The 25,693-nt window shown below is 71.1% G+C and carries 29 protein-coding genes; 14 read left to right on the forward strand and 15 right to left on the reverse strand.

Going from position 1 to position 25,693, the window contains the following annotated elements; translation table 11 throughout:
- Positions 1–96: 96 nt before the first annotated feature.
- Positions 97–876 carry a phytanoyl-CoA dioxygenase family protein gene (locus tag ACIRB1_RS01105; RefSeq protein WP_352184743.1) on the forward strand — a complete coding sequence of 260 codons (780 nt, stop codon included), beginning with the start codon at positions 97–99 and terminating at the stop codon, positions 874–876.
- Between the two features lie 91 nt (positions 877–967).
- Here the strand turns inward: ACIRB1_RS01105 and ACIRB1_RS01110 are convergent, their stop codons facing one another.
- The gene (locus ACIRB1_RS01110) at positions 968–1,939 is read right to left on the reverse strand and encodes an aldo/keto reductase (RefSeq protein ID WP_352184742.1); all 972 of its coding nucleotides are present in this window, start codon (positions 1,937–1,939) and stop codon (positions 968–970) included.
- 258 nt (positions 1,940–2,197) lie between these two features.
- Between ACIRB1_RS01110 and ACIRB1_RS01115 the strand changes: the two genes are divergently transcribed.
- From ACIRB1_RS01115 to ACIRB1_RS01135, 5 genes are read left to right on the forward strand one after another with little or no spacing between them, the layout of a single operon-like run.
- Positions 2,198–2,527 carry a hypothetical protein gene (locus ACIRB1_RS01115; RefSeq protein ID WP_403464074.1) on the forward strand — a complete coding sequence of 110 codons (330 nt, stop codon included), beginning with the start codon at positions 2,198–2,200 and terminating at the stop codon, positions 2,525–2,527.
- Positions 2,528–2,537: 10 nt separating this feature from the next.
- Positions 2,538–3,833 (forward strand): ABC transporter substrate-binding protein, encoded by a 1,296-nt coding sequence (locus tag ACIRB1_RS01120; protein ID WP_403464075.1) that lies wholly within the window; start codon positions 2,538–2,540, stop codon positions 3,831–3,833.
- Positions 3,834–3,856: 23 nt separating this feature from the next.
- Positions 3,857–4,819, forward strand: coding sequence for a carbohydrate ABC transporter permease (locus ACIRB1_RS01125; RefSeq protein ID WP_403464077.1), 963 nt, complete (start codon positions 3,857–3,859; stop codon positions 4,817–4,819).
- Entirely contained in the window at positions 4,816–5,643 is an 828-nt protein-coding gene (locus ACIRB1_RS01130; protein ID WP_403464078.1) for a carbohydrate ABC transporter permease, read from the forward strand. Before ACIRB1_RS01125 ends, ACIRB1_RS01130 begins: the two co-directional genes overlap by 4 nt.
- Positions 5,644–5,682: 39 nt before the next feature.
- On the forward strand, positions 5,683–7,002 hold the full coding sequence (locus ACIRB1_RS01135; RefSeq protein WP_403464079.1) for an alpha-glucosidase/alpha-galactosidase: 1,320 nt from the start codon (positions 5,683–5,685) through the stop codon (positions 7,000–7,002).
- Positions 7,003–7,011: 9 nt separating this feature from the next.
- Here the strand turns inward: ACIRB1_RS01135 and ACIRB1_RS01140 are convergent, their stop codons facing one another.
- Positions 7,012–7,545, reverse strand: coding sequence for a flavoprotein (locus tag ACIRB1_RS01140; protein ID WP_403464080.1), 534 nt, complete (start codon positions 7,543–7,545; stop codon positions 7,012–7,014).
- A 9-nt stretch (positions 7,546–7,554) separates the two neighbouring features.
- The gene (locus tag ACIRB1_RS01145) at positions 7,555–8,013 is read right to left on the reverse strand and encodes a nuclear transport factor 2 family protein (RefSeq protein ID WP_403464081.1); all 459 of its coding nucleotides are present in this window, start codon (positions 8,011–8,013) and stop codon (positions 7,555–7,557) included.
- A 122-nt stretch (positions 8,014–8,135) separates the two neighbouring features.
- On the opposite strand from ACIRB1_RS01145, the gene ACIRB1_RS01150 reads away from it, so the two are divergent.
- Positions 8,136–8,699, forward strand: a complete 564-nt coding sequence (locus tag ACIRB1_RS01150) for a TetR/AcrR family transcriptional regulator (protein ID WP_403464082.1) — start codon at positions 8,136–8,138, stop codon at positions 8,697–8,699.
- A 211-nt stretch (positions 8,700–8,910) separates the two neighbouring features.
- Here the strand turns inward: ACIRB1_RS01150 and ACIRB1_RS01155 are convergent, their stop codons facing one another.
- Both ACIRB1_RS01155 and ACIRB1_RS01160 read right to left on the reverse strand, forming a co-directional pair.
- Positions 8,911–9,096: a ferredoxin gene (locus ACIRB1_RS01155; protein ID WP_352184734.1), complete on the reverse strand. Its 186-nt coding sequence runs from the start codon at positions 9,094–9,096 to the stop codon at positions 8,911–8,913.
- Between the two features lie 13 nt (positions 9,097–9,109).
- Positions 9,110–10,333 carry a cytochrome P450 gene (locus tag ACIRB1_RS01160; protein ID WP_403464083.1) on the reverse strand — a complete coding sequence of 408 codons (1,224 nt, stop codon included), beginning with the start codon at positions 10,331–10,333 and terminating at the stop codon, positions 9,110–9,112.
- Positions 10,334–10,835: 502 nt separating this feature from the next.
- On the opposite strand from ACIRB1_RS01160, the gene ACIRB1_RS01165 reads away from it, so the two are divergent.
- Entirely contained in the window at positions 10,836–11,285 is a 450-nt protein-coding gene (locus ACIRB1_RS01165) for a nitroreductase family deazaflavin-dependent oxidoreductase (RefSeq protein ID WP_352184732.1), read from the forward strand.
- 78 nt (positions 11,286–11,363) lie between these two features.
- Here the strand turns inward: ACIRB1_RS01165 and ACIRB1_RS01170 are convergent, their stop codons facing one another.
- Entirely contained in the window at positions 11,364–12,434 is a 1,071-nt protein-coding gene (locus ACIRB1_RS01170) for a cation diffusion facilitator family transporter (protein ID WP_352184731.1), read from the reverse strand.
- A 189-nt stretch (positions 12,435–12,623) separates the two neighbouring features.
- Between ACIRB1_RS01170 and ACIRB1_RS01175 the strand changes: the two genes are divergently transcribed.
- Positions 12,624–12,926 (forward strand): DUF4235 domain-containing protein, encoded by a 303-nt coding sequence (locus ACIRB1_RS01175; protein WP_352184730.1) that lies wholly within the window; start codon positions 12,624–12,626, stop codon positions 12,924–12,926.
- Positions 12,927–12,951: 25 nt separating this feature from the next.
- On the opposite strand, the gene ACIRB1_RS01180 is transcribed toward ACIRB1_RS01175, so the two are convergent.
- The 3 genes from ACIRB1_RS01180 to ACIRB1_RS01190 all read right to left on the reverse strand — a co-directional run bounded on the left by ACIRB1_RS01180 (position 12,952) and on the right by ACIRB1_RS01190 (position 14,655).
- Positions 12,952–13,344 (reverse strand): VOC family protein, encoded by a 393-nt coding sequence (locus tag ACIRB1_RS01180; RefSeq protein WP_352184729.1) that lies wholly within the window; start codon positions 13,342–13,344, stop codon positions 12,952–12,954.
- A gap of 101 nt (positions 13,345–13,445) precedes the next feature.
- Positions 13,446–13,919: a pyridoxamine 5'-phosphate oxidase family protein gene (locus ACIRB1_RS01185; protein ID WP_403464084.1), complete on the reverse strand. Its 474-nt coding sequence runs from the start codon at positions 13,917–13,919 to the stop codon at positions 13,446–13,448.
- 4 nt (positions 13,920–13,923) lie between these two features.
- Positions 13,924–14,655, reverse strand: a complete 732-nt coding sequence (locus tag ACIRB1_RS01190; protein ID WP_403464085.1) for a TetR/AcrR family transcriptional regulator — start codon at positions 14,653–14,655, stop codon at positions 13,924–13,926.
- Between the two features lie 133 nt (positions 14,656–14,788).
- On the opposite strand from ACIRB1_RS01190, the gene ACIRB1_RS01195 reads away from it, so the two are divergent.
- From ACIRB1_RS01195 to ACIRB1_RS01205, 3 genes are all read left to right on the forward strand, one after another.
- Positions 14,789–16,279, forward strand: a complete 1,491-nt coding sequence (locus tag ACIRB1_RS01195) for an APC family permease (protein ID WP_403464086.1) — start codon at positions 14,789–14,791, stop codon at positions 16,277–16,279.
- 19 nt (positions 16,280–16,298) lie between these two features.
- Entirely contained in the window at positions 16,299–17,930 is a 1,632-nt protein-coding gene (locus ACIRB1_RS01200; protein ID WP_403464087.1) for an amidohydrolase, read from the forward strand.
- Between the two features lie 176 nt (positions 17,931–18,106).
- Positions 18,107–19,138, forward strand: coding sequence for a 7-epi-alpha-eudesmol synthase (locus tag ACIRB1_RS01205; protein ID WP_403464088.1), 1,032 nt, complete (start codon positions 18,107–18,109; stop codon positions 19,136–19,138).
- A 66-nt stretch (positions 19,139–19,204) separates the two neighbouring features.
- Here ACIRB1_RS01205 and ACIRB1_RS01210 read toward each other — a convergent pair whose 3' ends face one another.
- Genes ACIRB1_RS01210 through ACIRB1_RS01230 form a run of 5 tightly spaced genes read right to left on the reverse strand, consistent with a single transcriptional unit; the run spans position 19,205 to position 23,513 of the window.
- Positions 19,205–20,458, reverse strand: coding sequence for a cytochrome P450 (locus tag ACIRB1_RS01210; RefSeq protein ID WP_403464090.1), 1,254 nt, complete (start codon positions 20,456–20,458; stop codon positions 19,205–19,207).
- A complete protein-coding gene (locus tag ACIRB1_RS01215) occupies positions 20,455–21,063 on the reverse strand; it encodes an ATP/GTP-binding protein (protein WP_352184722.1) in 609 nt (202 codons plus the stop codon). The genes ACIRB1_RS01210 and ACIRB1_RS01215 overlap by 4 nt, the downstream gene beginning before the upstream one ends.
- Positions 21,044–21,415, reverse strand: a complete 372-nt coding sequence (locus tag ACIRB1_RS01220; protein ID WP_403464091.1) for a DUF742 domain-containing protein — start codon at positions 21,413–21,415, stop codon at positions 21,044–21,046. The genes ACIRB1_RS01215 and ACIRB1_RS01220 overlap by 20 nt, the downstream gene beginning before the upstream one ends.
- Positions 21,412–21,822 carry a roadblock/LC7 domain-containing protein gene (locus ACIRB1_RS01225; RefSeq protein ID WP_352184720.1) on the reverse strand — a complete coding sequence of 137 codons (411 nt, stop codon included), beginning with the start codon at positions 21,820–21,822 and terminating at the stop codon, positions 21,412–21,414. Before ACIRB1_RS01225 ends, ACIRB1_RS01220 begins: the two co-directional genes overlap by 4 nt.
- Positions 21,819–23,513: an ATP-binding protein gene (locus ACIRB1_RS01230; protein ID WP_403464093.1), complete on the reverse strand. Its 1,695-nt coding sequence runs from the start codon at positions 23,511–23,513 to the stop codon at positions 21,819–21,821. The genes ACIRB1_RS01225 and ACIRB1_RS01230 overlap by 4 nt, the downstream gene beginning before the upstream one ends.
- Positions 23,514–23,769: 256 nt before the next feature.
- On the opposite strand from ACIRB1_RS01230, the gene ACIRB1_RS01235 reads away from it, so the two are divergent.
- Together ACIRB1_RS01235 and ACIRB1_RS01240 are read left to right on the forward strand one after the other, a co-directional pair.
- Positions 23,770–24,132: a DUF1304 domain-containing protein gene (locus ACIRB1_RS01235; protein ID WP_352184718.1), complete on the forward strand. Its 363-nt coding sequence runs from the start codon at positions 23,770–23,772 to the stop codon at positions 24,130–24,132.
- On the forward strand, positions 24,129–24,692 hold the full coding sequence (locus tag ACIRB1_RS01240; RefSeq protein ID WP_403464094.1) for a TetR/AcrR family transcriptional regulator: 564 nt from the start codon (positions 24,129–24,131) through the stop codon (positions 24,690–24,692). Before ACIRB1_RS01235 ends, ACIRB1_RS01240 begins: the two co-directional genes overlap by 4 nt.
- A 14-nt stretch (positions 24,693–24,706) precedes the next feature.
- Here ACIRB1_RS01240 and ACIRB1_RS01245 read toward each other — a convergent pair whose 3' ends face one another.
- Positions 24,707–25,654 carry a GlxA family transcriptional regulator gene (locus ACIRB1_RS01245; RefSeq protein WP_403464095.1) on the reverse strand — a complete coding sequence of 316 codons (948 nt, stop codon included), beginning with the start codon at positions 25,652–25,654 and terminating at the stop codon, positions 24,707–24,709.
- Between the last annotated feature and the right edge of the window lie 39 nt (positions 25,655–25,693).

Genomic DNA, 25,693 nt, shown 5'->3' on the forward strand with positions numbered 1-25,693 from the left:
CTGCAACACCGCCGATGCGGGAGTTCATGCCGAACCAATAGGCAAGCGCCTCTCCTCCTGAGACCGTGGTGTGACAACTCACCGAGGAGGTCCCGTATGACGGCCACGGACATCGGCGCGTTCGAGGAGGACGGGTTCACGGTCGCGCGCGGATTGTTCAGGAAGGACGAAATCGACCGGCTCTGTGCGGAGTTCACGGCGCTGCACGCGGCCGGCCCGGTTCCCGGGCACTTCGCGCCGAGCGTTTCCGACGATCCCCTCCGCACCCACCCCCGGGTGATGCACCCGCACGAGATCAGCCGGCTCGCCCTGCGGTTCCTCCTGGACCAACGCCTGCGGACCGTCCTTGAGCGGCTGTTCGGCGAGGAGGTGCTCGCCGCGCAGAGCATGTTCTACTTCAAGCCGCCCGGGGCGCGCGGCCAGGCGCTGCACCAGGACAACTTCTATCTGCGGGCCGAGCCGGGCACCTGTGTGGCCGCGTGGATCGCCTGCGACGAGATCGACCGGGAGAACGGCGGCCTGGAGGTCGTGCCCGGCACCCATCGCATGGACCTGTTCTGTCCGGAGGAGGCGGATGCCGGGGTGTCCTTCGCGCGCGAGTACGTGCCACCGCCGCCGGGGCTCGCGGCGGTGCCGGTCGACATGTCGCCGGGGGACGTCCTGTTCTTCAACGGCAGCCTGGTGCACGGCTCACAGCCCAACCGCAGCGCGGACCGCTTCCGCCGTTCGTTCATCGGGCACTACGTGGGCCGCTCGGCGGACCGCATCGGGAGGTTCTACCGCACGCTCTCGATGAGCGGGGAGCGGGTGCCGCTCGCGGAAAGCGCCGGCGCGGGGCCGTGCGGCACGGAGTTCGCACCGCACGGACCGCACTGACGACCATCGCACTGACGTTCCGTCAAAAAACCTTAGAGAAAGCCCTGTTGACCGATGTCAGGAGACCTGGAGCACGCTCTGCCGGGCCTCGTCAGGAGTGCCCGCTGATCGCGTGCGGGGTGTAGGGCTGCTCCAGCTCCTCCAACTCCTTGTCGCTCAGCTCCAGTTCGACGGCGGCCACGGCGTCCTCGATGTGCTGCGGCTTGGCCGCGCCGACGATCGGTGCGGCCACCGTGCTCTGGTGCAGCAGCCAGGCGAGGGCCACTTGGGCGCGCGGGACGCCCCGGTCGCCGGCGATCCGGGTGACCGCCTCGACGATCGCGCGGTCGCCCTCCTGGTAGAGGCGGTTGCCGAAGTCGTCGTTGCTGCTGCGCTCGGTGGTGGTGCCCCAGTCCCGGGTGAGGCGACCGCGCGCCAGCGGGCTCCACGGCAGCACTCCCACGCCCTGGTCCGCGCAGAGCGGCAGCATCTCGCGCTCCTCCTCGCGGTAGAGGAGGTTGTAGTGGTTCTGCATCGAGACGAACTTCGTCCAGCCGTGCCGCTCGGCGACGTGCTGGTGCTTGGCGAACTGCCACGCGTACATCGAACTCGCCCCGATGTAGCGGACCTTGCCCGCCTTCACCAGGTCGTGCAGCGCCTCCATCGTCTCCTCGACGGGGGTGTGCGGGTCCGCGCGGTGGATCTGGTAGAGGTCGACGTAGTCGGTGCCGAGCCGCTCCAGACTGTGGTCGATCTCGGACATGATCGCCTTGCGGGAGAGTCCGGCGCCGTTGGGTCCGGGGCGGGTCCTGCCGTGCACCTTCGTGGCGAGCACGACCTCGTCACGGCGGGCGAAGTCCTTCAGCGCCCTGCCGGTGATCTCCTCGCTGGTGCCGTCGGAGTAGACGTTCGCCGTGTCGAGGAAGTTGATCCCGGCCTCCAGCGCCTGCCGGATCAGCGGGCGCGACGCCTCCTCGTCGAGGGTCCACTCGTGGGTGCCGCGATCCGGGAGGCCGTAGGTCATGCAGCCCAGCGAGATCCGCGAGACGTCCAGGCCGGTCGAACCGAGCTTCACGTACTGCATCGTTGCTGCTCCTGCCTTCGAGTTCGGTACCGCTTCGGAGCGTACGACTTCGCGGGTGCTCGAAGCGGCGCGTGTGCGCGCACCCTTGACGAGTGGCGCGGCCGGGCGCTTTGATCCTGGACGTGCCCGCGCGTGCGGCGCGGTACGCAGAGGTGCGCCCAGCCGGTAGCGGACAGGGTCCAAGCCCGGCCACAGTCGCCAGGACCGCGGCTCCATCCGGTCCGAGGCGGGGTCGTACCCGCGATTGATGGAGCGGACATGCCCGCCAAGGGTGTCTCCCGCGTCGGAGGTCTCGGGACGGCCACGGTCCTGAGCGGCGCCGTCGCGACCGCAGCGGTCCTGACCTCGTGCGGAACCTCGAACAGTGCCGCGCCGGAACAGCCGTCGCGTGCCGCACGGCCGCAGAGCCCGTCCCGCGTGGAACCGCCCGGAAGCGCCGCGCCGTCGAAGAGCCCCGCCCCGCCGGCGTACTCCAACTCCGGTCTGCGCAAGGCCCGTTCGGGTTTCGCCGGGAAGCCCGTCATCGTGCGCCGGGACGTGGACGTGTCGGCTCCGGGCAGCGCCGACCACGTCCGCACGGTGCGGTGAGGAGGCCGTGATGAGGAACGGGATGTCACGCCGTGGGCTGCTGCTCGGGGCCGCCGCGATCGGGGCCGCGAGCGGGTGCGCGGGCGGCGCCTCGGACGGGATCGGGGCGGACGGGCGGGTGACCGTGGAGCTGTGGCACGGGCAGGCCGACACGGGCCGCAAGGCGGTGGAGGCGCTGGTCGACGCGTTCAACCGGACCCATCCGAAGATCCGCGTGGACGCGGGCGGCGGCGGGGTGCTGGCGGACGCGATGCTCCAGAAGGTGACGGCCTCGCTGGCCGCCGGGTCCTACCCGGACATCGCCTACATCTTCGGCTCGGACCTCGCGAGCGTGGCGCGCAGCCCGCGCGTCGTCGACCTGACGTCCGCGATGCGCGAGGGGCCGACGCCGTGGAACTCCTTCTGGAAGCCGGTACGGGACGCGGTCACCGTCAACGGGCGGGTGCGGGCCGCGCCCGCGGTGCTCGACTCGCTGGCCGTCGTCTACAACAAGAAGCTGTTCCGGCAGGCCGGGCTCGACTACCCGCAGGCGGGCTGGAGTTGGGACCGGTTCACCGACACCGCGAGGAAGCTGACCGACCACGAGCGGGGGGTCTTCGGCACCGGCTGGCCGGCCGTCGGCGACGAGGACACGGTGTGGCGGCTGTGGCCGATGCTGTGGGATCTCGGCGGCGAGGTCGTCGCCCCGGACGGCAAACACATCGGCTTCGCCGACCAGGGTGTACAGGCGCTCAGGACGCTCGCGCAACTCGGCCGCGACAAGAGCGTGTACCTCGACACCAAGCCCGGCAGCGAGCAGCTCTACCAGGTGTTCCTGAACAGCAGGATGGCGATGGTCGCCACCGGGCCCTGGGAGTTGCCCGACATCATCGCCGCGAAGATCGACTACGGCGTCGTGCCGCTGCCGACGTACAGCGGGCACGCGGTCACCATCTCCGGGCCCGACACCTGGACGGTCTTCGACAACGGCTCGGCCCGGTCCCGGGCGGCCGTGGAGTTCGTGGGGTGGATGAACTCCCCTGCCCAGGACGTGCGGTGGGACATCTCGGCGGGCGGGCTGCCGCTGAGCACGGGGACCGCGGACCGGCCGGAATGGCGGGAGCACAGTGCCCGGACGGTCGGGCTCGACGTCTTCACCGAGACCCTGCGCTCGGCCCGGGTGCGGCCCGTGCACGCCGCGTATCCGCAGATCTCGCAGGCGTTGGGCGAGGCGATCGTCTCCGTGCTGCTGGGCCGGGACTCCCCCGAGAAGGCGCTCCGTTCGTGTGCCGACAAGGCCGACGCGGCCCTGCTGATCCCCAGGTGACTTTCCCCTTCCGGGAGACCCCGATGTCCACACTGCCCCGCGCTCTCACCCTTCCCGCGCAGCCCGCGGCGACCGCCGAGGCCGCGCGCCGCGCCGCACGCCGTCGAGCCCGCCAGGAGCGGTCCACCGCCTGGGCGTTCATCGCTCCGTCGGTCGTGGTGATCCTCGGGCTGAGCGTCGTGCCCGTCGTCTGGTCGCTGCTGCTGTCGTTCCGCGCCGACGACCTGGTCACCCCCGGCCGCTGGGTCGGCCTCGACAACTACCGGGCGCTGGCCCAGGACCCCACCTTCCGTACGGCGGTGGGCAACACGCTGCTGTACGCGGCGCTGTACGTGCCGCTGAGCCTGGTCGGCGGCCTCGCGCTGGCCCTGGCGCTGAACCGCCGTATCCGGCTCATCGGGCTGTACCGGACGCTGGTGTTCATTCCGTTCGTGGTGTCGGCGACCGCGCAGGGCGTGCTGTTCTCGTTCATCCTCGACCCGGAGTTCGGCGTCGCCAACGCGCTGCTGCACCATCTCGGCATCTCCGCCCAGGGGTTCCTGGCCGACCCGGACCAGGCGCTGTATCTGCTGGTGCTGATCTCGCTGTGGAGCGGGGTGGGCTTCTGCGTGGTCGTGTATCTGGCCGCGCTCCAGGACGTGCCGCCCGAACTCGTCGAGGCCGCCCGCATCGACGGCGCGGGCCGGGCGCAGGTGCTGCGCCATGTGATCCTGCCCGCGCTCACGCCGGTGACGGTGTTCCTGGTGCTGTGGCAGTTCATCACCTCGCTCCAGGTCTTCGACCTGATCTACGTGACGACCAAGGGCGGCCCTCTCGGTTCGACGACGGTGATCGTCTACTTCGTCTGGCAGCAGGCCTTCCAGATGTTCACCGCGGGCTACGGCGCCGCGTCGGCGTACGTCCTCGCGGTAGCGCTGCTGCTGGCGGGCGGCGCGCTGCGGGTCGTACGGCGGCGGCAGGGCCGTACGGAAGGAGGGGTCCGATGACGACGCGGAGCGCTCGGCGGATGAGTGCGTGGCATCTGGTGCTGGCGCCGCTGGCGTTGTGCTTCGCGTTGCCGTTCGTGTGGCTGCTGCTCAGCTCGGTGATGTCGAACGCGGAGATCAACCGCTTCCCGCCGGCCTTGTGGCCCAAGGGCATCGACCTGGGCGGCTACCGGTATGTGCTGGGCAACGCGATGTTCCCGCGCTGGTTCGCCAACTCGCTGATCGTGGCGTCGGTGGCGGTGGTGTCGAATCTGCTGTTCGGGTCGCTCGGCGGGTACGCGTTCGCGCGGATGCGGTTCGCCGGGTCGCGGCTGCTGCTGGGACTGATGCTGGCGACGATGGTCGTGCCGTTCCAGCTGACGATGATCCCCACGTTTCTGGTGATGAAGTGGTTCGGGCTGATCGACTCGCTGGGCGCGCTGATCCTGCCGTCGCTGGTGACGCCGTTCGCGGTGTTCCTGTTCCGGCAGTTCTTCCTCGCGCTGCCCCGGGAGATGGAGGAGGCGGCCTGGATCGACGGGTGTTCGCGGCTGCGGGTCCTGTTCTCTATCGTGATGCCGCTGGCCCGGCCCGCGCTCGCCACGGTCGCCGTCCTCACCTTCCTGTCCACCTGGAACGACCTGTCGTGGCCGCTGATCGCGATCAACCACGACACCCGGTACACGCTCCAGTTGGGCCTGACGACGTTCCAGGGGCAGCACCACACCCAGTGGTCGGCGGTGATGGCGGGCAACGTCATCACGGTGCTGCCGGTCCTGGTGGCGTTCCTGCTGGCGCAGAGGACGTTCATCCAGTCGCTGACGTCCAGCGGAATCAAGGGCTGAGGCGCGCCTCTTCAACTCCGCTTCTCCGAAAGGACCTTGATGACAGACGGCAGCGCTGTGAAGGTGGCCTTCATCGGCGCCGGCAGTGTGGTGTTCACGCAGGGCCTGCTGGCCGACCTGTTCGCCTTCCCCGAACTCGCCCGCGCCCGGATCGCGTTGCACGACATCGACCCGGAGCGGCTCGCGACGGCGGAGGGCGCGGCCCGGCACATCGCCCGGGTACGCGGCGCCGAGCCGGAGATCACCGCGCACCTCGACCGGGGGCCGGCGCTCGCGGACGCCGACTTCGTCGTCAACATCGTCCAGGTCGGCATGAACGAGGCCACCCGTACCGACTTCGCGGTCCCGGCCCGCTACGGCCTGCGCCAGACGATCGCCGACACCCTCGGCATCGGCGGCATCTTCCGCGCGCTGCGCACCTTCCCGCTGCTGCGGTCGCTGGCCGAGGACATGGCCGAACTCTGCCCGGACGCGCACCTGTTGAACTACACCAACCCGATGGCGATGAACCTGCTCTACCTGAGCCGCATCGCCCCCGCCCTCAAGGCGACGGGCCTGTGCCACTCGGTGTACTGGACGATGCACGACCTGTCCCGGCTGGTCGGCGTCCCCTTCGAGGAGGTCTCCTACCTGGCCGCGGGGGTCAACCACCAGGCGTGGGTGCTGCGTTTCGAGCAGGCCGGCCGGAACCTCTACCCGCTCCTCGACGAGAGGATCGCGGAGGACCCCGAACTCCCGCGCCGCGTCCGCGTGGACATGTACCGCAGGCTCGGCCACTACCCCACGGAGACGAGCGAACACTCCGCCGAGTACGTCCCCTGGTATCTGCACCACCCCGAGGAGATCGAGCGGCTGCGGCTCCCCGTCGGCGCCTACCTGGAGATCATCGAGGAGAACACCGCGAGCTACGAACGCACCCGCGACGCCCTCGCCTCCGGCATCCCGCTCCCCGTCGAGGGTACCCTGGAGTACGCCCCGCGGATCATCCACAGCATCACCACGGGCACCCCCCGCACGATCTACGGCAACGTCCCCAACCGCGGTCTCATCGACAACCTCCCCGCCGACTCGGTCGTCGAAGTCCCGTGCCTGGTCGACGCGTTGGGTGTCCAGCCGACCCGGATCGGCGCCCTGCCCCCGCAGTGCGCGGCCCTCAACAGCGCCTACGTCTCCGTCACCGACCTGGTGGTCCGCGCGGCCACGGACGGCGACCCGCGCCATATCCGGCACGCGGCGATGGCCGACCCGGCGACGGCGGCGGCACTGCCGGTCGAGCGGATCTGGGACCTGTGCGACGACCTCGTGAAGGCCCACGGGGAGCTGCTGCAACCGGAGTTGCGGGCCCTGCTCGGGCACTGACGCCGGCGGTCAGACCCGGTCGAGCAGGGCCAGTCCGGCCTCCCACCCGAACTCCGGCCGCGCGCCGTCCTCCTGGACCTCGCCGGAGTACGGCTCCCCGAACCGCACGCCCATCTCGCCGAGCCGTATCAGGCTCGCCCGGTAGGCGGGATGGGCCGCCAACGCCTCGCCCACACAAGGGAGTACGGCGGTCGGGACGCCGAGGCCGTACGCCTCGCACAGGGTGCCGAGCGCGAGGGTGTCCGCCGTACCGGCCGCCCATTTGTTGATCGTGTTGAAGGTGGCGGGCGCCACCAGCACGGCGTCCGGGGGCGGGAACGGGCGTGGATCACCGGGGGTGCGCCAGGCGGACCGGATGGGGCGGCCGGTCTGCGCCTCGACGGCGGAGACGTCGAAGAAGCCGGACGCGGCGACCGGGGTGGCGATCACTCCGACCTCCCAGCCCAACTCCTGTGCGGCGGCGATCAGTCGGCCGACGCCGACGGCGATCCCGGCGGCGCAGACGACGACGTAGAGAAAGGGCTTGGAGTTCTGTTCGGTCACCCGGGGAGCCTACTGAAGCGGGAAGGACCGGCCGTGCTCGTCCTCGGGCCGGGTCCCGAAGACGCGGCGGTCCTTCTCCTGGATGGCGAGGTCGTTGATGCTGGCCTCGCGGCGGGTCATCAGGCCGTGCGCGTCGAACTCCCAGAGTTCGTTGCCGTAGGAGCGCCACCACTGCCCGTCGGTGTCCAGGCACTCGTACTGGAAGCGGACGGCGATGCGGTTGCCGTCGAAGGCCCACAGGTCCTTGCGCAGCGCGTACTCGCGCTCGCGCGCCCACTTCGCGGTGAGGAAGGCGACGATCTCGGCGCGGCCGGTGACGAAGGTGTCACGGTTGCGCCAGACCGAGTCCTCCGAGTAGGCGAGCGCCACCCGCTGCGGGTCTCGGGTGTTCCAGGCGTCCTCGGCGGCCTGGACCTTCCGGGCGGCGGTCTCGCGGGTGAAGGGCGGGAGGGGCGGGCGGTCGGCCATGGTCGTCTCCGGGATGGGATCAGGCGGAACAAAGCGGAGAACGTGCGTTCTCCGGGGTGACTGCTAACGTAGAGAACGCACGTTCTCCAGTCAAGGAGCAGTCGGTCGAGGAGTGGTGTCGAGTGGGGCCGGTCACGGACAGCGCGGTAGCCCGGGAGCGGGCGCTGGACGCCGCCGAGGAGCTGTTCTACGGGCGGGGCGTCCAGGCCGTCGGCATGGACGCGGTCCGCGCCGCGTCCGGGCTCTCCCTCAAGCGGCTCTACCAACTCTTCCCCGCCAAGGAGGAGTTGGTGGAGGCCTACCTCGAACGGCGTGACCTGCGCTGGCGCGGACGCCTCGCCGAGCACGTCGAGCGGCACGCTGATCCGCGGGCGCGGATTCCGGCCGTCTTCGACTGGCTGGAGGAGTGGTTCGGCGAGGCCGACTTCCGCGGCTGCGCGTGGATCAACTCGTACGGCGAGCTGGGCGCGACCTCGGAGCGGGTGGTGGCCCAAGTACGGGGGCACAAGCGGGCGTTCCGCGGGTATCTCGCGGGTCTGGTGGCGGACGCGGGGCTGCCCGAGGCGCTCGCCGGGCAGCTGTTCCTGCTGGCCGAGGGCGCCATGGTCACGGCGGGCATCACCGGGACCACGGAGCCGGCGGCCGAGGCGCGCGAGGCGGCCCTCGCCCTGTCGCGCCTCACCTGACCTCGGGCGGCGGCGAGTTCCCGTGAGCGCGGTTGCGGCACCGGACGCGCTGTGCGGCCGTGGCCCTCGTCGACGGGGACGCGGGCATCGTGGTCGCGGGGCGGCAGGGGTTGCGAGGGGTCGAGGTGGGGGTGCTGGGGTGAGCGGCCCGGGTGGAAGGGGTGGCCGTGCCTGACGGACCGGCCACCCCCGCCGGGAGGGGCGAACCCGCTCAGGCCACGGTGATCGCGCTCACCGGGCAGGCCCGTGCCGCCTCCTTGAGCATGGGGTCGTCGGTGTGCTCCTTGCCCGGCAGCACCATGCTGTAGCCGTCGTCGTCCTGGGTGAAGACGCCCGGGGCGGCCAGCGCGCACTGGCCGGCGCCGATGCAGACGTCCTTGTCGATGTGGATTTCCATGGGACGCAGCCTCTTACCAGGTCACGGGGAGTTCCAGCATCCCCTGGATCGTGTCGCCGGGTTTGAAGGGGATCTCCTCCGCGGGAACGGCCAGCCGCAGCGTGGGCAGCCTGCCGAAAAGGCTGCGCAGGGCGATGTCCAGTTCGGCGCGGGCCAGGTTCTGGCCGAGGCACTGGTGGATGCCGAAGCCGAAGGAGAAGTGGTGCCGGGTGGGCCGGTGCCAGTCCAGGTCGTCCGGGGCTGTGTAGACGGACTCGTCACGGTTGATGACCGCGGTCGAGAAGAGCACGCCCTCGCCGGCGCGGATCGTCGTGCCGTCCAGCTCGATGTCCTCCAGGGCGACCCGCATCAGCCCGTCCACGATGGACAGCGACCGCATCAGCTCCTCGACGGCATCGGGCAACAGGTCCGGATCAGCGCGGAGTTCGGCCAGCCGTTCGGGGTGCCGCAGCAGCGTGAAGGTGCCCAGGGAGATCATGTTGGCGGTGGTCTCGTGGCCGGCGACGAGGAGGATGACCGCGAGGGAGATCAACTCCGTGCGGTTCAGGGCCCCTTCGCTCAGCTGCTCGCGCACCAGCTCGTCCAGCAGTCCGTCGCCGGGTTCCTGCTGCTTGCGGTCGATCAACGCGCCCAGATACGCGTCGAGTTGATCGCGGGCGTCCTGGCTGTCCTCGGCCCTCGGGCCGCGCAGCAGGCGGCGGGACTGGGCCTCGAAGAACTCGTGGTCGGCGTACGGGACGCCGAGCAGCGCGCAGATCACCATCGACGGCACGGGCAGCGCGAACGCGGAGACCAGGTCGGCGGTCGGGCCCTGCGCGATCATCGCGTCGAGCCGTTCGTCGACGATCCGCTGGATGTCGGGCCGCATCACCGTGGCGCGCTTGACGGTGAAGGCGGGGATCATCATCCGCCGCTGGGTGCGGTGCTTGGGGTCGTTCTCGCCGAGCAGGGCGACGCGCCGGTTCCGGACCGCCGCGAACCGTGGGTTGGTCGCGGGGAAGTCGGGGTGGGTGCGGTCGGAGGACAGCCGCTGGTCGGCCAGCAGCGCGCGGGCGGTGGCGTGGCCGGTGACCAGCCAGGTCTCGCGGCCGTCGTAGAGCGTGACGCGGGAGAGGGGGCGGTCGGCGCGGAGGGAGTCGTAGCCGGCGGGCGGGTGGTAGGGGCAGGTGCGGTCCTGGGGGAAGGCGACGGGTTCGGTCCGGTTCTTCGGTTCCGTCAGATCCGTCAGATCCGTCATGGAAGACCTCGCAGACGAAGAGTGCGTCATGCCGATCTTCATTAGATGCCCCAGGCACCTATGAGGCCACCGGAAGTTCGGCCAGATCGGTGGTACCTACAATCTGGCCGAACCTGAGGCTCCGGGCATGATCGACGTTCACCGTCGCGCCGCGGCCGGACCCCACCCGCCCGTGAGCGGAGTCCCGCCGTCCGCCCTTGCGGAGGCCAGGGACCCGGCGCGGTCCCCCTTGGCCACGCGATGACGGACGGTCAGCAAGTCCCGGACGGTGGGCCGAGGACACGAACCTGGCTCGATACGGCCGTCCGGCGGTCCCGGCGGCGAGCCGGATCTCGCCGAGCGCGGGCCTCTCCTCGCGGGTCCCGCGGTGCGATCGCCACGCAGGTCGTCACTCGGTGGAGGGGGCATGGCCGAAGAGATCCGAGGTATGGATGAATCACGCACCGACTGGTGTTGAATCTCGGTGCGAGACAGCCGTAGAACGCGAGATGGGACGAATGACATGCCTCTTGAGGGCGAGTACGAACCCAGCCCGTCGCAGTGGGTACGCGACCAGGTCGAGCTGTACGAGGGCTCCGGCGGCACCAAGGGGACGACGCTGGCGGACACGGGGCTGCCCGTCATTCTGCTGACGACTGTGGGCGCCAAGAGCGGGAAGATCCGCAAGACGCCGCTGATGCGGGTGGAGCATGACGGGACGTACGCCGTCGTCGCCTCGCAGGGCGGCGCGCCCAAGCACCCGGTGTGGTACTTCAACATCCAGGCCGACCCGCACGTGGAGTTGCAGGACGGTCCCCAGAAGGGGGACTACACGGCCCGCGAGGTCACCGGCGACGAGAAGGCCCTGTGGTGGGAGCGGGCGGTCGCCGCGTATCCCCCGTACGCCGAGTACCAGACGAAGACGGACCGGCAGATCCCCGTGTTCGTCCTCGAACCGGCCGACGGCAGCTGAGTCCCGCGGGCTGACCGGGCCCGGCGAATTTTTCTCGTTCCCGGGCGCATGAAGCCGTATCCGTCGGGCACCCGACGTTCAGGCCCCGCCGCGCTCCCCCGTCGCGGCGGGGCTTTCCCGTGCCTCCCTCTCCACCGGCCGGTCGGTGATGTCCAGGAAGATCTCGCCGGCCTCGGACACCGCCCGGCCGAGGGACCGCTTGATCCGCACGGAGACCTCCTCGACCCGCTCGCTGTCCATGCCGGGGACGAGGTCGATCCGGGCGGCGACCATCGTCGAGTCGAGGCCCATCCGCATCGTGAACAGCGCTTCCACGCTGTCGATCTCGGGCTCGGCGGCCAGCAACTTCCTGATCTTGTCGCTCAGTTCGGGGTCGACGGCCTCGCCGATGAGCTGGTCGCGGGCGTCGCGGCCCAGACGGTAGGCGACGTAGCCGAGGAGCACGCCGATCGCGATCGACGCGGACGCCTCCCACACCACCTGGCCGGTGATCATGTGCAGCGCCATGCCGACGATGGCGAGGGTCACGCCGAGCACGGCGGTGCCGTCCTCGGCGATGACGGTCCGCAGCGCGGGGTCGCGCAGCGCCTCCATGCCGCCGCCCTGGGCGCGCACCTGGTGCAGGGCCCGCAGCAGGGAGACGCCCTCCACGACCAGGGCCACGCCGAGCACGACCAGGCCCACGATGTACCCCGTGGACGTCTCCTCGGCGCCGTTGCGCAGGGCCTCGACGCCCTGGAAGACGGAGAAGCAGGCGCCCATCACGAAGATTCCCACGGCCGCGAGCAGCGACCAGAAGAACCGCTCCTTGCCGTAGCCGAAGGGGTGCCGGTCGTCGGCGGGGCGGCGGCTGCGGCGCAGGGCCGCGAGGAGAAAGACCTCGTTGAGGCTGTCGGCCACGGAGTGCGCGGCCTCCGAGAGCAGCGCGGGTGATCCGGCGATCAGACCGCCGACGGCCTTGGCGGCAGCGATCACCAGGTTGGCGGCGAGCGCGACGAGGACGGTGATCCGGGTCTTGCGGTCCTCCGCACCGTCGGACCCCTGGTCCGCCGCGCCATCGGACTCCCGGTCCGCCGCGCTATCGGACTCCCGGTCCGCCACGTCGTCGGACTTGTGGTCCGCCACACGGTCGGATTCCCGGTCCGCCATTCCGTGGGATTCCCGGTCCGCCAATTCGTCGGTTTCGTGATCCTTTTTGCGGTCAGACTCATGGTCGGCAGGTGCGTCGCTCATCTTCGCCGACTGCCCCTGAAGGTGCTGCTCACACCCTCTACCGGACGCCCGGTTTCGGTGACACCGTCGGGGTGCCGGTCCGCTCGTCCGCAGAAGGAGATCCACGTGGCCAAGACCAAGAAGAAGAAGCTCCCCCTCCTCTACCAGCCCGTCGGTCTCGTCCTGGGCCTGGTGAGCGGCGCCCTCGCGGGGCGTGCCTTCCGGACCGCGTGGAAGGCGATACGGCACGAGGACAACGCCCCCGACCCGCTGGACCGGGACCGTGGCTGGGCCGAGATCCTGCTCGCCTCCGCGCTCCAGGGCGCCCTGTTCGCGGTGGCGCGCAGCGCGGCGGACCGCACCGGCGCGAAGGCGATCGAGCGCTCGACGGGGATCTGGCCGGCGAAGGACAAGAGCGGCCGGGAGTGAGCCGCCCGCCCGGGAGTGAGCCCGCTCAGCGCTGATCGGCGGCCGTGGACGGCACCGGGCGGAGGGTGAAGGTGTGACCGGCCGGGTCCGCGTAGACGCGCTCCTCGTGCGGGCCCGGCATGTCCTTGGTCTCCAGCGGGCGTCCGCCGAGGCCGACGATCCTGCGTTCGGCCTCGTCCAGGTCCTCCACCAGGAAGTCCAGGTGGACCTGCTGGTTGTTCTCGGAGCGCGGCCACAGCGGCGGGGTGGCGCTCAGGTCCCGGCGGAACGCCAGCCGGGTCCCGTCGGCGCCCTGTATCTCCACCTGGTCAAGACTGATGTCGGTCTGCTCGCCGTCCAGCAACTCCGTGTAGAACACGGCGAGTTTCTCCGGATCGACCGCGTCGAGCACCAAGAAGCTCGCATTCACCAGTGCCATTGTCTTCCTCCGAGGATGGGGGCGCGCAAGCGACGAGTCCGGTTGCGACGCACCCAACGGATATCCCGCTTGGGCCAGTTGATGCCGGGAACCGGAGTCGATCAGCCCGCGGGGGCCGTCGGCAGCCACTCCCCGTCGCGCATCAGGTCCCGTCCCTTCAGCTCGTTCGCCTCCCGCCAGGCCTGGATCCGCTGCGGCCGGACCCTGAAGTACAGGTAGGGCGTGGTGAGTTGGCGCGGATCGAAGCCGGTCTTCGCGGCGAAGATCTCGGCGTCCTCCTCGGGCAGATCGGCCGCCGTCAGCGTCACGACGGTGCCCTCGATGAGCACGACGTCCCGGGTGGGTCCGACGGCGAGCCGGGCGACGCCGGTCGAGACGAGGTTGCGGCCGGTGGGGCTCGCGGCCGGGGTCGCGAACAGCAGGGTCGTGCCGTCCCACACGAACGACAGCGGTACGAGATAGGGCGCTCCTCCGTCCTCGCCCGCGGTGGCGACCCAGGCGTCCTCGTCGTCCTCCAGCCGACGGAGCGTGTCCTGCTTGCGCTGCTTCGCGGTGCGTGCGGGCTGTGGTGTCATGGCCTCAGTCTGCCGCCCGGTCCCCCGCCGCCGCACGGATCTCGGCGAGGCGTGCCGCCGCCGCGTTGAGCAGCAGATCGAGGGCCGCCGGGTAGGAGCTGTGCCGCATGGTGGCCACGAGATGCCGGGATGTCGCCGCGATGTGCGGGTGCGTGTCGGCGGGCAGCCGCGCGTACGTCGCCTGCCATACGGCCGCCTCCGCCTCGCGGGCCGGTTTCGGCAGCGCCGTGTTCGCGGAGTCCAGGGCGCCGAAGGCCAGGGCCTGGTCGACGTAGGCGTGGTAGATCCGCACCGCCTCGGCGTCGGGGAACCCGGCTCCGCGCAGCACCCCGAGGATCGTCTCCACGGCCTGGATCTCGTACACCCGCCCGGTCACCCGGCAGGAGCTGAGCACCGCGGCACGGGGGTGCGCGAGCGCCCCCGCGTGCACACGCAGGCCCAGTTCCCGCAGGTCGGCGCGCCAGTCGCCGGTGGGCCGCCAGGTGCGCAGCGTCCGGCCGATCAGTTCGTCGGCGACGGCGAGCATCAGCTCGTCGGTGTGCCGGAAGTAGCGGTACAGGGAGCTGGGATCGGCGCCGAGGGCGCGACCGAGCCGTCGTACGGACAGTGCCTCGGTCCCATGCTCCTCGATGAGCCTGAGGGCGGTCTCGACGATCAGTTCCTCGGACAGGACGACGCCCTGCTTGGTGGGGCGCCTGCGCTGCCGGGCGGCGGCCGGGACGACTCGCTCGCTCATTCGGCACCTCCTCGATGGTCCGTCCGGGTGTCCGCACCTTACGACAACACCGTTGACCTGTTAAGTGCGCGGGCAGTTTCATGTGCGTTCACCGGGGCCGTCCGGGCCCCCCGGTGCGAGCGGAGAGCACGCCATGAACGACACGCCACCCCCGTCGGGGCCCGCACTGCGCAAGTCCCTCGGTCTGCTGGACGGCGTCGCCATCGCCGCGTCCAGCACGGCCGCGACCACCAGCATCGGCATCGGTCTGGGCGTGACCGCCGGGGTGGTCGGGCTGCATCTGCCGGCCATCATGCTGCTCGCGTTCCTGCCGATCCTGGGTATCGCGGGCGCCTACTCCCGGCTCAACCGCGTCGAGCCGAACGCGGGCAACGGCTATGTGTGGGTGGGCCGTTCACTCACCCCGTGGCTGGGCTTCCTGGTCGGCTGGGTGAACATCGTCGCCACGATCGCCTTCCTCGCCTACACCACGGCGGTCACCGGCTCGGCGATGATCCAGCTGGCCGGCGAGGCCGGAGTGCACCGGGTCGCCGGCCTCGCCCTCGACCCGGGCTCGACGGCCCAGACGACAGCCGTGGGCATCCTGGTGCTGATCGCCGTCACCCTCACCGCGGTCACCGGCGTCCGCACGGCCGCCCGCCTCCAGACCGGCCTGCTGATCTTCGAGTACGCCGTCCTCCTCGGCTTCTGCTGCTACGGCATCGTCACCGGCCCGCACGCCTTCAGCCTCAGCTGGTTCGACCCGTTCGCGATCCCCTCGGCGTCGGCGCTCGCGCAGGGTCTGCTGCTGTCGGTGTTCTGCTACTGGGGATTCGAGGCCGCGTTCACCGTGAACGAGGAGGTACGCGACCCCCGCGACGCGTCCCGGGCCGGCCTCATCACCCTGGTGACGATGCTGGGCCTGTTCCTGCTCGGCTCGATCGCCTTTCAACGCGTGCTGTCCGAGGACGAGTTGGCGGGCCACGGCGCCCAGGGCCTGGCCTACTTCGGCGACCGCCTCGCCTCCCAGCCACTGGCCGCGCTCCCCCTGGTCGCCCTGATGTTCTCGGCGGTCGCCTCCCTCCAGGCCGGTGTCATCCCCACCGCCCGAGGCATGTTCGCGATGAGCCGCGACCGCACCCTCGGCCCGGTCTGGGGCAAGGTCAGCGCCCGCTACGGCACTCCCGCCCTCGGCACGCTCCTGATCGGCGCGCTGGCCACGGCGGTCGCGGCCCTGGCTCTGGTGATCCCCCGCCTCGCCGACATGATCATGGCCACGGTGAACGCCGTGGGAATCGTCGTGGCCCTGTCCTACGCCCTCACCGCGCTGGCCGCCGCCGTCCGCTTCCGCTCGCTGCTGAAGGAGGACTGGCGGCAGGGCATACGCGCGGTCGTGCTGCCCGCGCTGAGCGCCCTCTCCCTCCTGGCGCTGGGCGGTTACCTCGGCTGGTCCTTCTACACCTCCACCGACCACCTCGAAGTCAGCGCGGACAACGGCTGGTTCCTGCTGCTCACTCCGCTGGCGATGATCGCGTCCGGCTTCCTGGCCGCCGCGTGGGCGAAGTGGGTGCGCCGATCCCCGTACTTCCACTCCGGCCGAGGCACCGACGCCGACGCACCGCAGCTCCTCGCCACCTCCCGCTGACCCCGCAAGGACACGAACCATGCACGCAGACCTCCTCTTCACCAACGGCCCCGTCCTCACCCCCGAGGGCCGCACCGCCACCGCAGTGGCCGTCACCGGCGATCGGATCACCGCCGTGGGCCATGCCGAGGTGCACGACCTCGCCGGGCCGGGCACCCAAGTCGTCGATCTGGCGGGGCGGTTGCTGCTGCCCGGGTTCCAGGACGCGCATGTGCACCCGGTGCCGGCGGGGCTGGAGCTGACCCAGTGCGATCTGACCCGGGCCAGGACGGCCGAGGACACGATCGCCGCCGTACGGGCCTACGCCGACGCGCATCCCGAGCGGGAGTGGATCACCGGGGGCGGGTGGTCGATGGAGGCGTTCGAAGGGGGCACGCCCACCAAGGAGTTGCTGGACTCGGTCGTACCGGACCGCCCGGTGTATCTGCCCAACCGGGACCATCACGGCGCGTGGGTCAACAGCCGGGCCCTGCAACTCGCGGGCATCACACGGGACATGCCCGACCCGGCGGACGGGCGCATCGAGCGGGACGCCTCGGGTGAACCGACCGGGACGCTCCAGGAAGGGGCGATGCAGCTGGTCGGACGTCTGACCCCACCGGCCACGCAGGCCGACCGGCTCGCCGCGCTGCTGCACGCCCAGCGGCATCTGCACGCGCTCGGCATCACGGCCTGGCAGGACGCGCTGGTCGGGGAGTTCCTGGGGATGGACGATCCCTCCGACGCGTATCTCGCCGCAGCCCGGGACGGTTCGCTCACCGCGCGGGTCGTCGGCGCGCTGTGGTGGGACCGGGAGCGCGGCGCCGAGCAGATCCCCGAACTGGTCGAGCGGCGGGCCCGGTTGAGCCATGGCCGGTTCAGCGCGAGCAGCGTGAAGCTGATGCTGGACGGGGTCGCGGAGACCGGTACGGCCGCCCTGCTCGACCCGTACCTCGACACGTGCGGCTGCGCCACGGCCAATCGGGGCACCAGCTTCATCGACCCGAAGCAACTCCCCGCCTACGTCACCGAGTTGGACGCACTCGGCTTCCAGTGCCACTTCCACGCGCTGGGCGACCGGGCCGTGCGGGACGCGCTGGACGCCGTGGAAGCGGCGCGGGCCGCGAACGGGCCGAGCGACACCCGACCGCATCTCGCGCATCTTCAGGTGGTGCACCCGGACGACGTGGCGCGCTTCGCGCGACTCGGCGCGGTGGCGAACATCCAGCCGCTGTGGGCCGCGCACGAACCGCAGATGGACGAGCTGACGATTCCGTTCCTCGGGCCCGAACGGGCCCTGTGGCAGTACCCGTTCGCGTCGCTGCTGCGCTCCGGGGCGAGGCTCGCGGCGGGCAGCGACTGGCCGGTGAGCAGCCCCGACCCGCTCCAGGGCATCCATGTCGCGGTCAACCGGGTCGAACCCGGGGGCAGGGGACCGGTGTTCCTGCCGGGCGAGCGACTCGACCTCGCGGCGGCGGTCACGGCGTACACGGCGGGTTCGGCATACGCGAACCACCTGGACGACACCGGGCGCGTCACGGTGGGCGCGCTGGCGGATCTGGTGGTCCTGGACCGCGACCCGTTCGCCGCTCCGCCGGAGGAGATCGGCGAGACGCGGGTAGCGCTTACCCATGTGGGCGGCAAGGAAGTGTACGCAGCTCAGAATGGCTGAGCAGTAACGGGGATCACGATCGGGACGCGGCGTAGATCATCTAGGCTCTGGGCAGCCTCGTACCGCTTTTTGGGCCAACTCACGCGCCAGGAAGCGTAGTTCGAGGGCGCGGGCGGTCGAACGGACCGCCCGCACGCAGGGGGGACTCAGTGTTCCGTCTCCCGAAAGGAAAGCGCATGCCCCAGGACGTCACCTTCGACCTCCCCTTCGACACCCCCGTCAGCGATCACCTGGAGTACGCCCGGGCCCGCCATCTGCGCTGGGTCTGGGACATGGGCCTGGTGCGCAGCCAGGCCGGCTTCGAGGAGTACCGGTCCTGGGATCTCCCGCAGGCCGCGGCCCGCACCTACCCGCACGCGTCGCCCGCCGACATGGTCGTCCTGATGAACTGGTTCTCCCTGGCGTTCCTCTTCGACGACCAGTTCGACGCGAGCCGGCCGGACCGCGCCGACCGCGTACTCGAGGTGGCGCGGGAGTTGATCGTCACGCCGTTGCGTCCGACGGGCAGCAGGCCCCGGGTGGTCTGTCCGATCACCGTGGCCTGGGCGCAGGTGTGGGACCACCTCTCCGAAGGCATGTCCCTGACCTGGCGGACCCGGTTCGCCGCGTCCTGGGGCCGGTTCCTGGTGGCGCACTGCGAGGAGGTCGACCTCGCGGCCCGGGGCATCGCGGGCACGCTGGACCTCGCGGAGTACACGGAGTTCCGGCGCCGCACGGTGGGCATCCACCACAGCATCGACGCCGGCGAACGCAGCCGGGGCTTCGAGGTCCCGGCCCAGGTGCAGGCCCACCCGCTGATGGAACGCATGCGTGACCTGGCCGCCGACACCATCGGGTTCATGAACGACATCCACTCCTTCGAGCGTGAACGGCGCCGGGGAGACGGCCACAACCTGATAGCCGTGCTCCACCGGGAGCGCGGCCTGTCCTGGGAGGCGGCGGCCGACGAGGCCTACCGCATGACGAACGCCCGCCTCACCGAGTACCTGGATTTGGAGGCCCAAGTCCCGCAGATGTGCGACGAGTTGAGCCTCACCGAGGACGAGCGCGCCCGGGTCCGCCAGGGCGTGGAGGCCATCCAGCACTGGATCAACGGCAACTACGAGTGGGCACTGGTCTCGGGCAGGTACACGGCGGGGAAAGAGGGCCCGGCGGCAACGGCGGAACTGGCGGGAAGGGGCTCGGTGGACGACTTGCTGGCCGTCTGATCCGAGGGCGCGCTGCCCGGCCAGGCGCCGGGCAGCCGCTTTCCCCGGGTGCGGTGAACCACCGACTCACCCCGCGAACTCGACCGGCAGGCAGTCCAGTCGGGACTCCCAGGTGGATGCCGTGGAGGTCAGCTCCTCGACCGCCACCGCCAACCGCAGCCCCGGCAGCCGATGCAGCAGCACATCCACCCCGGCCTCGAGAATCGCCTGCCCGATGCTCTGCCCGGGGCATTCGTGCGGCCCCGAACTGAACGCGAGATGCGACTGGTTGCCCTGCACCGACACCCCCGCGTCGGGCCGGATCTCCGGATCGGCATTCCCCGCGGTGAGTCCGAGGACGAGCAGGTCGCCCTCCTCGATCCGATGCCCCCCGAGGTCGAGATCCGCCGTGGCGAACCGCCCCGGAAGAACGGCCAACGGCGGTGTGTCCCACATGACTTCCTCCACCACGGCCGAGACGGTCAACTGCCCACTGACCAGGCCGGAAAGCCGTGAGGTGTCGGTGAGAACGCGCTCCAACACCCGGGCCAACAGATTGCTCGTGGTGGTGTGCGCGGCGATCAGCACCAGCCGCAGATGCATCACGACCTCCTCCGCGTCGAGCCCCGCGGGATGCTGGAGCAGCGCGGTGGTGAAGTCGGAACCCGGCTCCGCCCGCTTGCGCTCGGCGAGTTCACCGAGGATCTCGATGATGCGGTCGTTGTGCCGCAGGGCGTCCTCCCCACCCCTGAGAACCTGCGCGCTGGACTCGACGAGCCGATTCCCGTCCCCCGCGGGAAGTCCCAGAATCCGGGTCAGCACCAGCATCGGCAGATACTCGGCGTAGTCCGCGACCAGGTCGGCACGACCGGCGTCCACGAACGCGTCGATCTGCTTGTTGGCGAAGTAGGCCGCGTGCCGCCGCACCCCGCGTCCGGACGCCGCCAGTAATCCGTCGGTCACCGCACCGCGCAGCCGACGGTGCGGTTCCCCGTCCTGGGAGACGCAGTCGGGACGCCATCCGACCATGGGCATGATCGGCGAGGTGTCCGCGACCCGCCCCTCCCGCCAGTCCCGCCAGATCCGCGCGTCCCGGGTGAACTGCCGGGGCGTGTCCAGCACCCGCCGGTTGTCGCGGTACCCGAGGACCAGCCAGGCCGGGACGTCGCCTTCGAGCAACACCGGTGCCACGGAGCCGTGTTCCTCGCGCAGCCGCTCGTAGATCGCGCGCGGATCGGTCGCCGCGTCGGGCCCGTAGAGCCGGGTGAGCCCATCGCCCGTGCCGTGCGCGACGGGGCAGCCACGCGGGGCATCCGGGCCGTTCCCGGTCTGCTCGGTCATCGGGACTCCCCTGCGCCGACGGCCGAGCGGTCCCTCAGGTGCCGGATCAGCGCGACGAGTACGTCACGGCTGGAGGAACGGACACGGGCGTCGAAGGCCACGACCGGGATGCCCGGGGAGATGTCGAGGGCGTCCCGGATCTCGTCGACCGGGAACTCCGGGGAGTCGGGGAAGATGTTCAGCGCGATGACGAACGGCACGTCCTGCCGCTCCATCTCCTCGATCGCCCGGAAACTGGACGCGAGCCGGCGGGTGTCGACGAGGACGACCGCGCCGAGCGCGCCCTTGAACAGGCCGTTCCACAGGAACCAGAACCGCTCCTGGCCCGGCGTGCCGAACAGGTAGAGGACGAGTTCGTCGTTGATGCCGATCTTGCCGAAGTCGAGGCTGACGGTGGTCTCCGTCTTGTCGGCCACCCCGATGAGACGGTCGTCGCCCGCGCTCGCCTCGGTGAGGGTCTCCTCGGTGGTGAGCGGCTTGATGTCACTGACCGAGCGGACCATCGTGGTCTTCCCGGTGCCGAACCCGCCGGCGATCATCACCTTCACCGAGCGGGTGCCGCCACCGGCCGGGAAGCCGGGCCGGTCAAAGCCTTTGAAGTCCACTGAGTACCTCCTCAAGGAGCGCGAGGTCGGGCCCGCGGCCGGCGTTCCGCGCCGGGATGGGGTGGCGGGCCTCGACGCGGTCTGCCTCCAGCAGGTCCGCCAGCAGCACCGCGAGAATGTTGAAGGGCAGTCCGAGGTGGGCACCGAGTTCGGCCACCGACAGCGGTTGGCGGCAGCGCCGGAGGATCTCCTCGTGCTCGTGCTGCATGCCCGGGACGGGCGCCGAGCGGGAGACGATGAGGGTCGCCACGTCAAGGCTCGACGCCGAGCCGACCGGTCCGCTGCGTCCCCCGGTGAGGACGTAGTAACGCTCCAGACCGGACGGATCGGTCGGCCGGCGGGGAGCGCTCATCCAGAGTGCTCCTCCAGGCGCGCGCTGGTGCCGAGGAGTTCACCCATCCTGCGGGCCAGGTCCCGCATCTGGTGTCCGAGGAGGCCCTGGTCGAGCCCCTCGCGCGCCAGTACGCCGAGATACGTCTCCACACCGGCGCGGACGACGAAGAGGTGGCCGCCGTCGACCTCGATCATCGCCAGCCGCAACTGCCCCGCGTACTTGGGGAATTGCTCGGCGACCGGCTGGGCCAGCGCTTGCAGTCCGGCCACCACGGCCGCGAAGCGGTCGACGTCGTCGGGGTCCTCCGCGCCGAACGAGGTGATCGCCTTGCCGTCGCTGGAGGCCACGAGGGCGAAGCGGATCTCCGGGATGCTCTCCACCAGATCGCGGAGTGCCCAGCTCACGTCGGTTCCCTGTTGCGTCATGTGGACTCGTCGCTCTCTTCCGTGCTGTGCTCGGTGAACTCGCGGCCCGCGGACGCCGGTTCCTCCCCCGGCGTCTCCCGGCCGGCCGTGGCGAAGGCCGCCAGACCGGCGAAGGAGGCGTCCGGCGGCACGGCGGAGACGTCCGACTCCGCGCTCCTCGCGGCCTGTTGGGCTCGCGCCGGCTCTCCGCGCCTGCTGCGGCGCCTGGGCAGCCCGCCGGGGGTGGTGTCCGCCGCCTCGACCCCGGCCGGGGCCCCGTCGTCCGCGGCACGGGTCATCGCGGCGGCCCGCAACGAGGGGGCTCCGGCCGGGGCGGACGCGGGCAACTGGCTGAAGAACTTGTGCGGTACGACGACGACCACCGAGGTGCCGAGCCAGGGCGAGTCCGCGAAGGTGACGCGGATGCCGTAGCGGCGGGCGAGGGTGCCGACGACGCGCAGGCCGATGCTGGCGTCCTCCGAGACACCGCCGAGTCCGGGTCCCGCGCCGGTGCCCGCGAGGGCCTGCTCCGCCTCACGCTTGGCCTCCTCGCTGAGGCCCTTGCCGGAGTCCTGGATCTCGATGCCGACGCCGTTCGGGACCTCCTTGCCGGAGACGATGACCGGTTCGGTGGGCGGCGAGTAGCGGGCCGCGTTGTCCAGGAGGTGGGCGAAGATCAGCGTGAGGTGGTCCACCAGGCCGCCGTCGACGCCGAGTTCGGGCAGATGGCGTACGTCGACGCGGTGGAAGTCCTTGATGCGGCCGATGCCGCCGCGCACCACGCTGAGCAGTCGCTGCGGTTCCTGCCACTGCCGGCCGGGCCGGTCCGAGCCGCCGAGCACCCCGATGCTGGCGGCGAGACAGTCGGCGGGGCCGATCTCCTGGTCCAGCTCCATCAGACCGCCGGCGACGGCGGGTAACCGCCCGTGCTCGCCCTGGAGTTCGTGCAATCGGCCGCGCAGCTTGCTGGTCAGTACGTGGATGCGGTTGCCGATGCTGATGACGGCCTGCTCGGCGGAGGTGGAGCGGTTGAACTCCTCCTCGACGCCGATGAGCGAGGTCCGCAGCACCTTGCGCAGTTCGGCCTGGAGCTCGGCGCTGACCTTCGCGCACTGGTTCGCGGCCGGCAGCAGATCGTCGATGGCGTCGCCGGCACGTAACTGCTCCAGCGCCTGCGGGAGTTGCTCGTCGGCGAGCCGGGCCACGGCGGCGAGCTGGTGGGCCAGCTGCTCCTGCCACACCTCGGCCTGATCGGCGAGCTGCGCCTCGTAGGACGCGGCCTGGTCGGTCAGCCTCTCCTCGAACGCCCGTGCCTGGTCTGCGAGTTGGGCCTCGTACGCGCCGGTCAGGTCGGCGAGCCGCACCTCGTACACGTCGGAGTGCTCGGTCAGCTGCGCCTCCAGCGCGTCGCGCTCGGCGCTGAACTTGCGCTCCAGGAGCGTCACATGCTGCTGCCACTGCCGGGAGTGCTCGGCCTGCGCGGTGCGGAAATCGCTTTCGGATCGGCGCAGCCGGGCCTGGCTCCGGACGAGCAGCCGTACGCACACGGCACTGGCCGCGGTCGCCGCCGCTCCGGCCGCCGCCGCGGTGATGCGCTCCGAGCTCATGAACGTGGCGGCGACCGTCCCACCCCCCAAGGCCAGCGGCATCAGCCACCAGCCGTACCAGGCGACAGGGGCCCGCGCCGCCGGTGGCGGAGTGGCGAGTTCCATCTGCATCCTTCGAAGCGACACGAACGTACGGGGGTGCGAGGACAGACCGCACTCAGGAGGACGCACCACGAGCCGACCGGTCACGGTCACGCCAACTCGCTGCGCCGCACGGGAGCTTATCGGGTTTGAACCGTAAAAGATCAACCTCACGGCTGTGCGGAAGTGAGGATTCCGTCACGCTCCGAGAAGGTCCGAAGATGGACAGGTGTCCAGCTATAGTGGACACCTGTCCACGACAACGAGGAGTCGATCGATCATGGAAACGCTCGCGAACGTGCTGGTCGGACTGGTGGCCGCGCTGCACGTCTACATCCTGGTGCTGGAGATGTTCCTGTGGACGAAGAAGCCCGGCCGCGGACTGCACGGCTTCGACCCCGACATGGCGAGAGCCACCGCCCCGCTGGCGGCGAACCAGGGCCTGTACAACGGATTCCTCGCCGCGGGTCTCGTCTGGGGCCTGATCGCCGCCGACCCGACGGGCTTCCGCGCCCAGGTGTTCTTCCTCGGCTGCGTCGTCGTCGCGGGCCTCTACGGCGCGGCGACGGCGAACCGGCGCATCCTCTTCGCCCAGGCACTGCCCGGCGCGGTCGCCCTGGCCGCCGTCCTGATCGCCCGGTGAGCCGCGCCGAGCCCGAGGACCGGCGGGCCGCCCGCACCCGGGCACGGCTGCGCCAGGCCCTCCTCGACGAGTGCGCGGAACGCCCCCTGGCAGAGGTCGGCGTCGCCGCCCTGGTGCGCCGGGCGGGGGTCGGCCGGGCCACGTTCTACGTCCACTACGACGGCCTGGAAGCGCTTGCGGTCGATGCCTGCGCGGATGTCGTACGGGAGGCGGTGGAGGCGTTGCACGCGTGGCGCGGCCGGCCCGATCCGGTGCACGCGCCGCCCGCGCTGCCGGAGTTCTTCGCCGGGCTCCTGCCCCACGCGGCCCTGTACCGCGCCCTGTTGAGCCCCGGCGGCGGAGGCCCGCTCGGCCGGGTGCTGCACAGGGACCTGCGCGCCTACAGCCTGCGCGAGCGGGAACTCGCGGGCGCGGCGGACGCCCCGCTGGTCGCCTCGGCCGTCGCCGGCACGTTCGGCGGGGTCCTCGCCGACTGGCTGCACGGGCTGTTGGAGGGCACGCCGGAGGAAATCGCCGACCAGGTATGGCAGTTGCTGGTCACGCTGCACCGGAGCCGGTGACGGAGACCCGTGGGTCAGCGGGCTTCCTGGAACGTGCGGCGGTACGCCTGCGGGGACACTCCGATCGCCGCGTGCAGGTGCTGCCGCAGGGAGGCGCCCGTCGCGAAGCCGACGCGGCCCGCGATCTGGTCGACGGACAGGTCGCTCGCCTCCAGGAGGTCGCGGGCGCGGGCGACCCGCTGCTGGATGAGCCAGCGGCCGGGGCTGAGGCCCACCTCGTCGTTGAACCGGCGGGCGAAGGTGCGCAGGCTCATCCCGGCGTGCCGGGCCAGGTCGGACAGGGCGAGCGGTTCGTCGAGGCGGGTGAGGGCCCAGTCGCGGGTGGCGGCCGTGCTGGTGACCCCGGCGTCGGGCACCGGCTGTTGGATGTACTGGGCCTGGCCGCCGTCGCGGAACGGCGGGACGACACAGCTGCGGGCGACCGCGTTGGCGAGTTCGCTGCCGTGGTCCGTGCGGACGATGTGCAGGCAGATGTCGACGCCGGAGGCCGCGCCCGCCGAGGTGAGGATGCGGCCGTCCTGCACGAACAGCACGTCCGGGTCGAGGTCGACCTGCGGGTACATCTTCCGGAAGTGGTCGACGACCTGCCAGTGGGTGGTCGCCCGGCGGCCGTCGAGGAGACCGGCGGCGGCGAGCACGAACGCGGCCGTGCAGATCGAGACGATCCGCGCGTCCGGGCGGATCCGGGCCAGGGCGGCGGCGACGTCGGCGGGCAGCCCGGCCGGGATGTCCGGGGTGGCCATCGAGGCGACCACGACCGTGTCGGCCGTCTCCAGGATCTCCGGTCCGTGCTCCACCGCGACCGAGAAATCGGCGTTGGTGCGCACCGGACGGCCGTCGACCGTGCAGGTCAGCACCTCGTACCGGCCGCCGGCCGCGCCGAAGATACGGCTGGGGATGCCCAGCTCGAAGGGGTAGACGCCGTCGAGCGCCAGGACCACGATCCGTTCCACACGCTGCATGGCACGATCGTATCGAATGTTGGCCATCGTGCCATTTCC

The sequence above is a fragment of the Streptomyces sp. NPDC096013 genome (assembly GCF_044763565.1).
GTDB lineage: Bacteria > Actinomycetota > Actinomycetes > Streptomycetales > Streptomycetaceae > Streptomyces.

Coding starts and splice junctions, on each gene's coding strand:
- ACIRB1_RS01105 (WP_352184743.1), top strand. CDS start 97: ATGACGGCCACGGACATCGGCGCGTTCGAGGAGGACGGGTTCACGGTC.
- ACIRB1_RS01110 (WP_352184742.1), bottom strand. CDS start 1,939: ATGCAGTACGTGAAGCTCGGTTCGACCGGCCTGGACGTCTCGCGGATC.
- ACIRB1_RS01115 (WP_403464074.1), top strand. CDS start 2,198: ATGCCCGCCAAGGGTGTCTCCCGCGTCGGAGGTCTCGGGACGGCCACG.
- ACIRB1_RS01120 (WP_403464075.1), top strand. CDS start 2,538: ATGAGGAACGGGATGTCACGCCGTGGGCTGCTGCTCGGGGCCGCCGCG.
- ACIRB1_RS01125 (WP_403464077.1), top strand. CDS start 3,857: ATGTCCACACTGCCCCGCGCTCTCACCCTTCCCGCGCAGCCCGCGGCG.
- ACIRB1_RS01130 (WP_403464078.1), top strand. CDS start 4,816: ATGACGACGCGGAGCGCTCGGCGGATGAGTGCGTGGCATCTGGTGCTG.
- ACIRB1_RS01135 (WP_403464079.1), top strand. CDS start 5,683: ATGACAGACGGCAGCGCTGTGAAGGTGGCCTTCATCGGCGCCGGCAGT.
- ACIRB1_RS01145 (WP_403464081.1), bottom strand. CDS start 8,013: ATGGCCGACCGCCCGCCCCTCCCGCCCTTCACCCGCGAGACCGCCGCC.
- ACIRB1_RS01155 (WP_352184734.1), bottom strand. CDS start 9,096: ATGGAAATCCACATCGACAAGGACGTCTGCATCGGCGCCGGCCAGTGC.
- ACIRB1_RS01160 (WP_403464083.1), bottom strand. CDS start 10,333: ATGACGGATCTGACGGATCTGACGGAACCGAAGAACCGGACCGAACCC.
- ACIRB1_RS01165 (WP_352184732.1), top strand. CDS start 10,836: ATGCCTCTTGAGGGCGAGTACGAACCCAGCCCGTCGCAGTGGGTACGC.
- ACIRB1_RS01170 (WP_352184731.1), bottom strand. CDS start 12,434: ATGGCGGACCGGGAATCCGACCGTGTGGCGGACCACAAGTCCGACGAC.
- ACIRB1_RS01180 (WP_352184729.1), bottom strand. CDS start 13,344: ATGGCACTGGTGAATGCGAGCTTCTTGGTGCTCGACGCGGTCGATCCG.
- ACIRB1_RS01185 (WP_403464084.1), bottom strand. CDS start 13,919: ATGACACCACAGCCCGCACGCACCGCGAAGCAGCGCAAGCAGGACACG.
- ACIRB1_RS01190 (WP_403464085.1), bottom strand. CDS start 14,655: ATGAGCGAGCGAGTCGTCCCGGCCGCCGCCCGGCAGCGCAGGCGCCCC.
- ACIRB1_RS01195 (WP_403464086.1), top strand. CDS start 14,789: ATGAACGACACGCCACCCCCGTCGGGGCCCGCACTGCGCAAGTCCCTC.
- ACIRB1_RS01200 (WP_403464087.1), top strand. CDS start 16,299: ATGCACGCAGACCTCCTCTTCACCAACGGCCCCGTCCTCACCCCCGAG.
- ACIRB1_RS01205 (WP_403464088.1), top strand. CDS start 18,107: ATGCCCCAGGACGTCACCTTCGACCTCCCCTTCGACACCCCCGTCAGC.
- ACIRB1_RS01210 (WP_403464090.1), bottom strand. CDS start 20,458: ATGACCGAGCAGACCGGGAACGGCCCGGATGCCCCGCGTGGCTGCCCC.
- ACIRB1_RS01220 (WP_403464091.1), bottom strand. CDS start 21,415: ATGAGCGCTCCCCGCCGGCCGACCGATCCGTCCGGTCTGGAGCGTTAC.
- ACIRB1_RS01225 (WP_352184720.1), bottom strand. CDS start 21,822: ATGACGCAACAGGGAACCGACGTGAGCTGGGCACTCCGCGATCTGGTG.
- ACIRB1_RS01230 (WP_403464093.1), bottom strand. CDS start 23,513: ATGGAACTCGCCACTCCGCCACCGGCGGCGCGGGCCCCTGTCGCCTGG.
- ACIRB1_RS01235 (WP_352184718.1), top strand. CDS start 23,770: ATGGAAACGCTCGCGAACGTGCTGGTCGGACTGGTGGCCGCGCTGCAC.
- ACIRB1_RS01245 (WP_403464095.1), bottom strand. CDS start 25,654: ATGCAGCGTGTGGAACGGATCGTGGTCCTGGCGCTCGACGGCGTCTAC.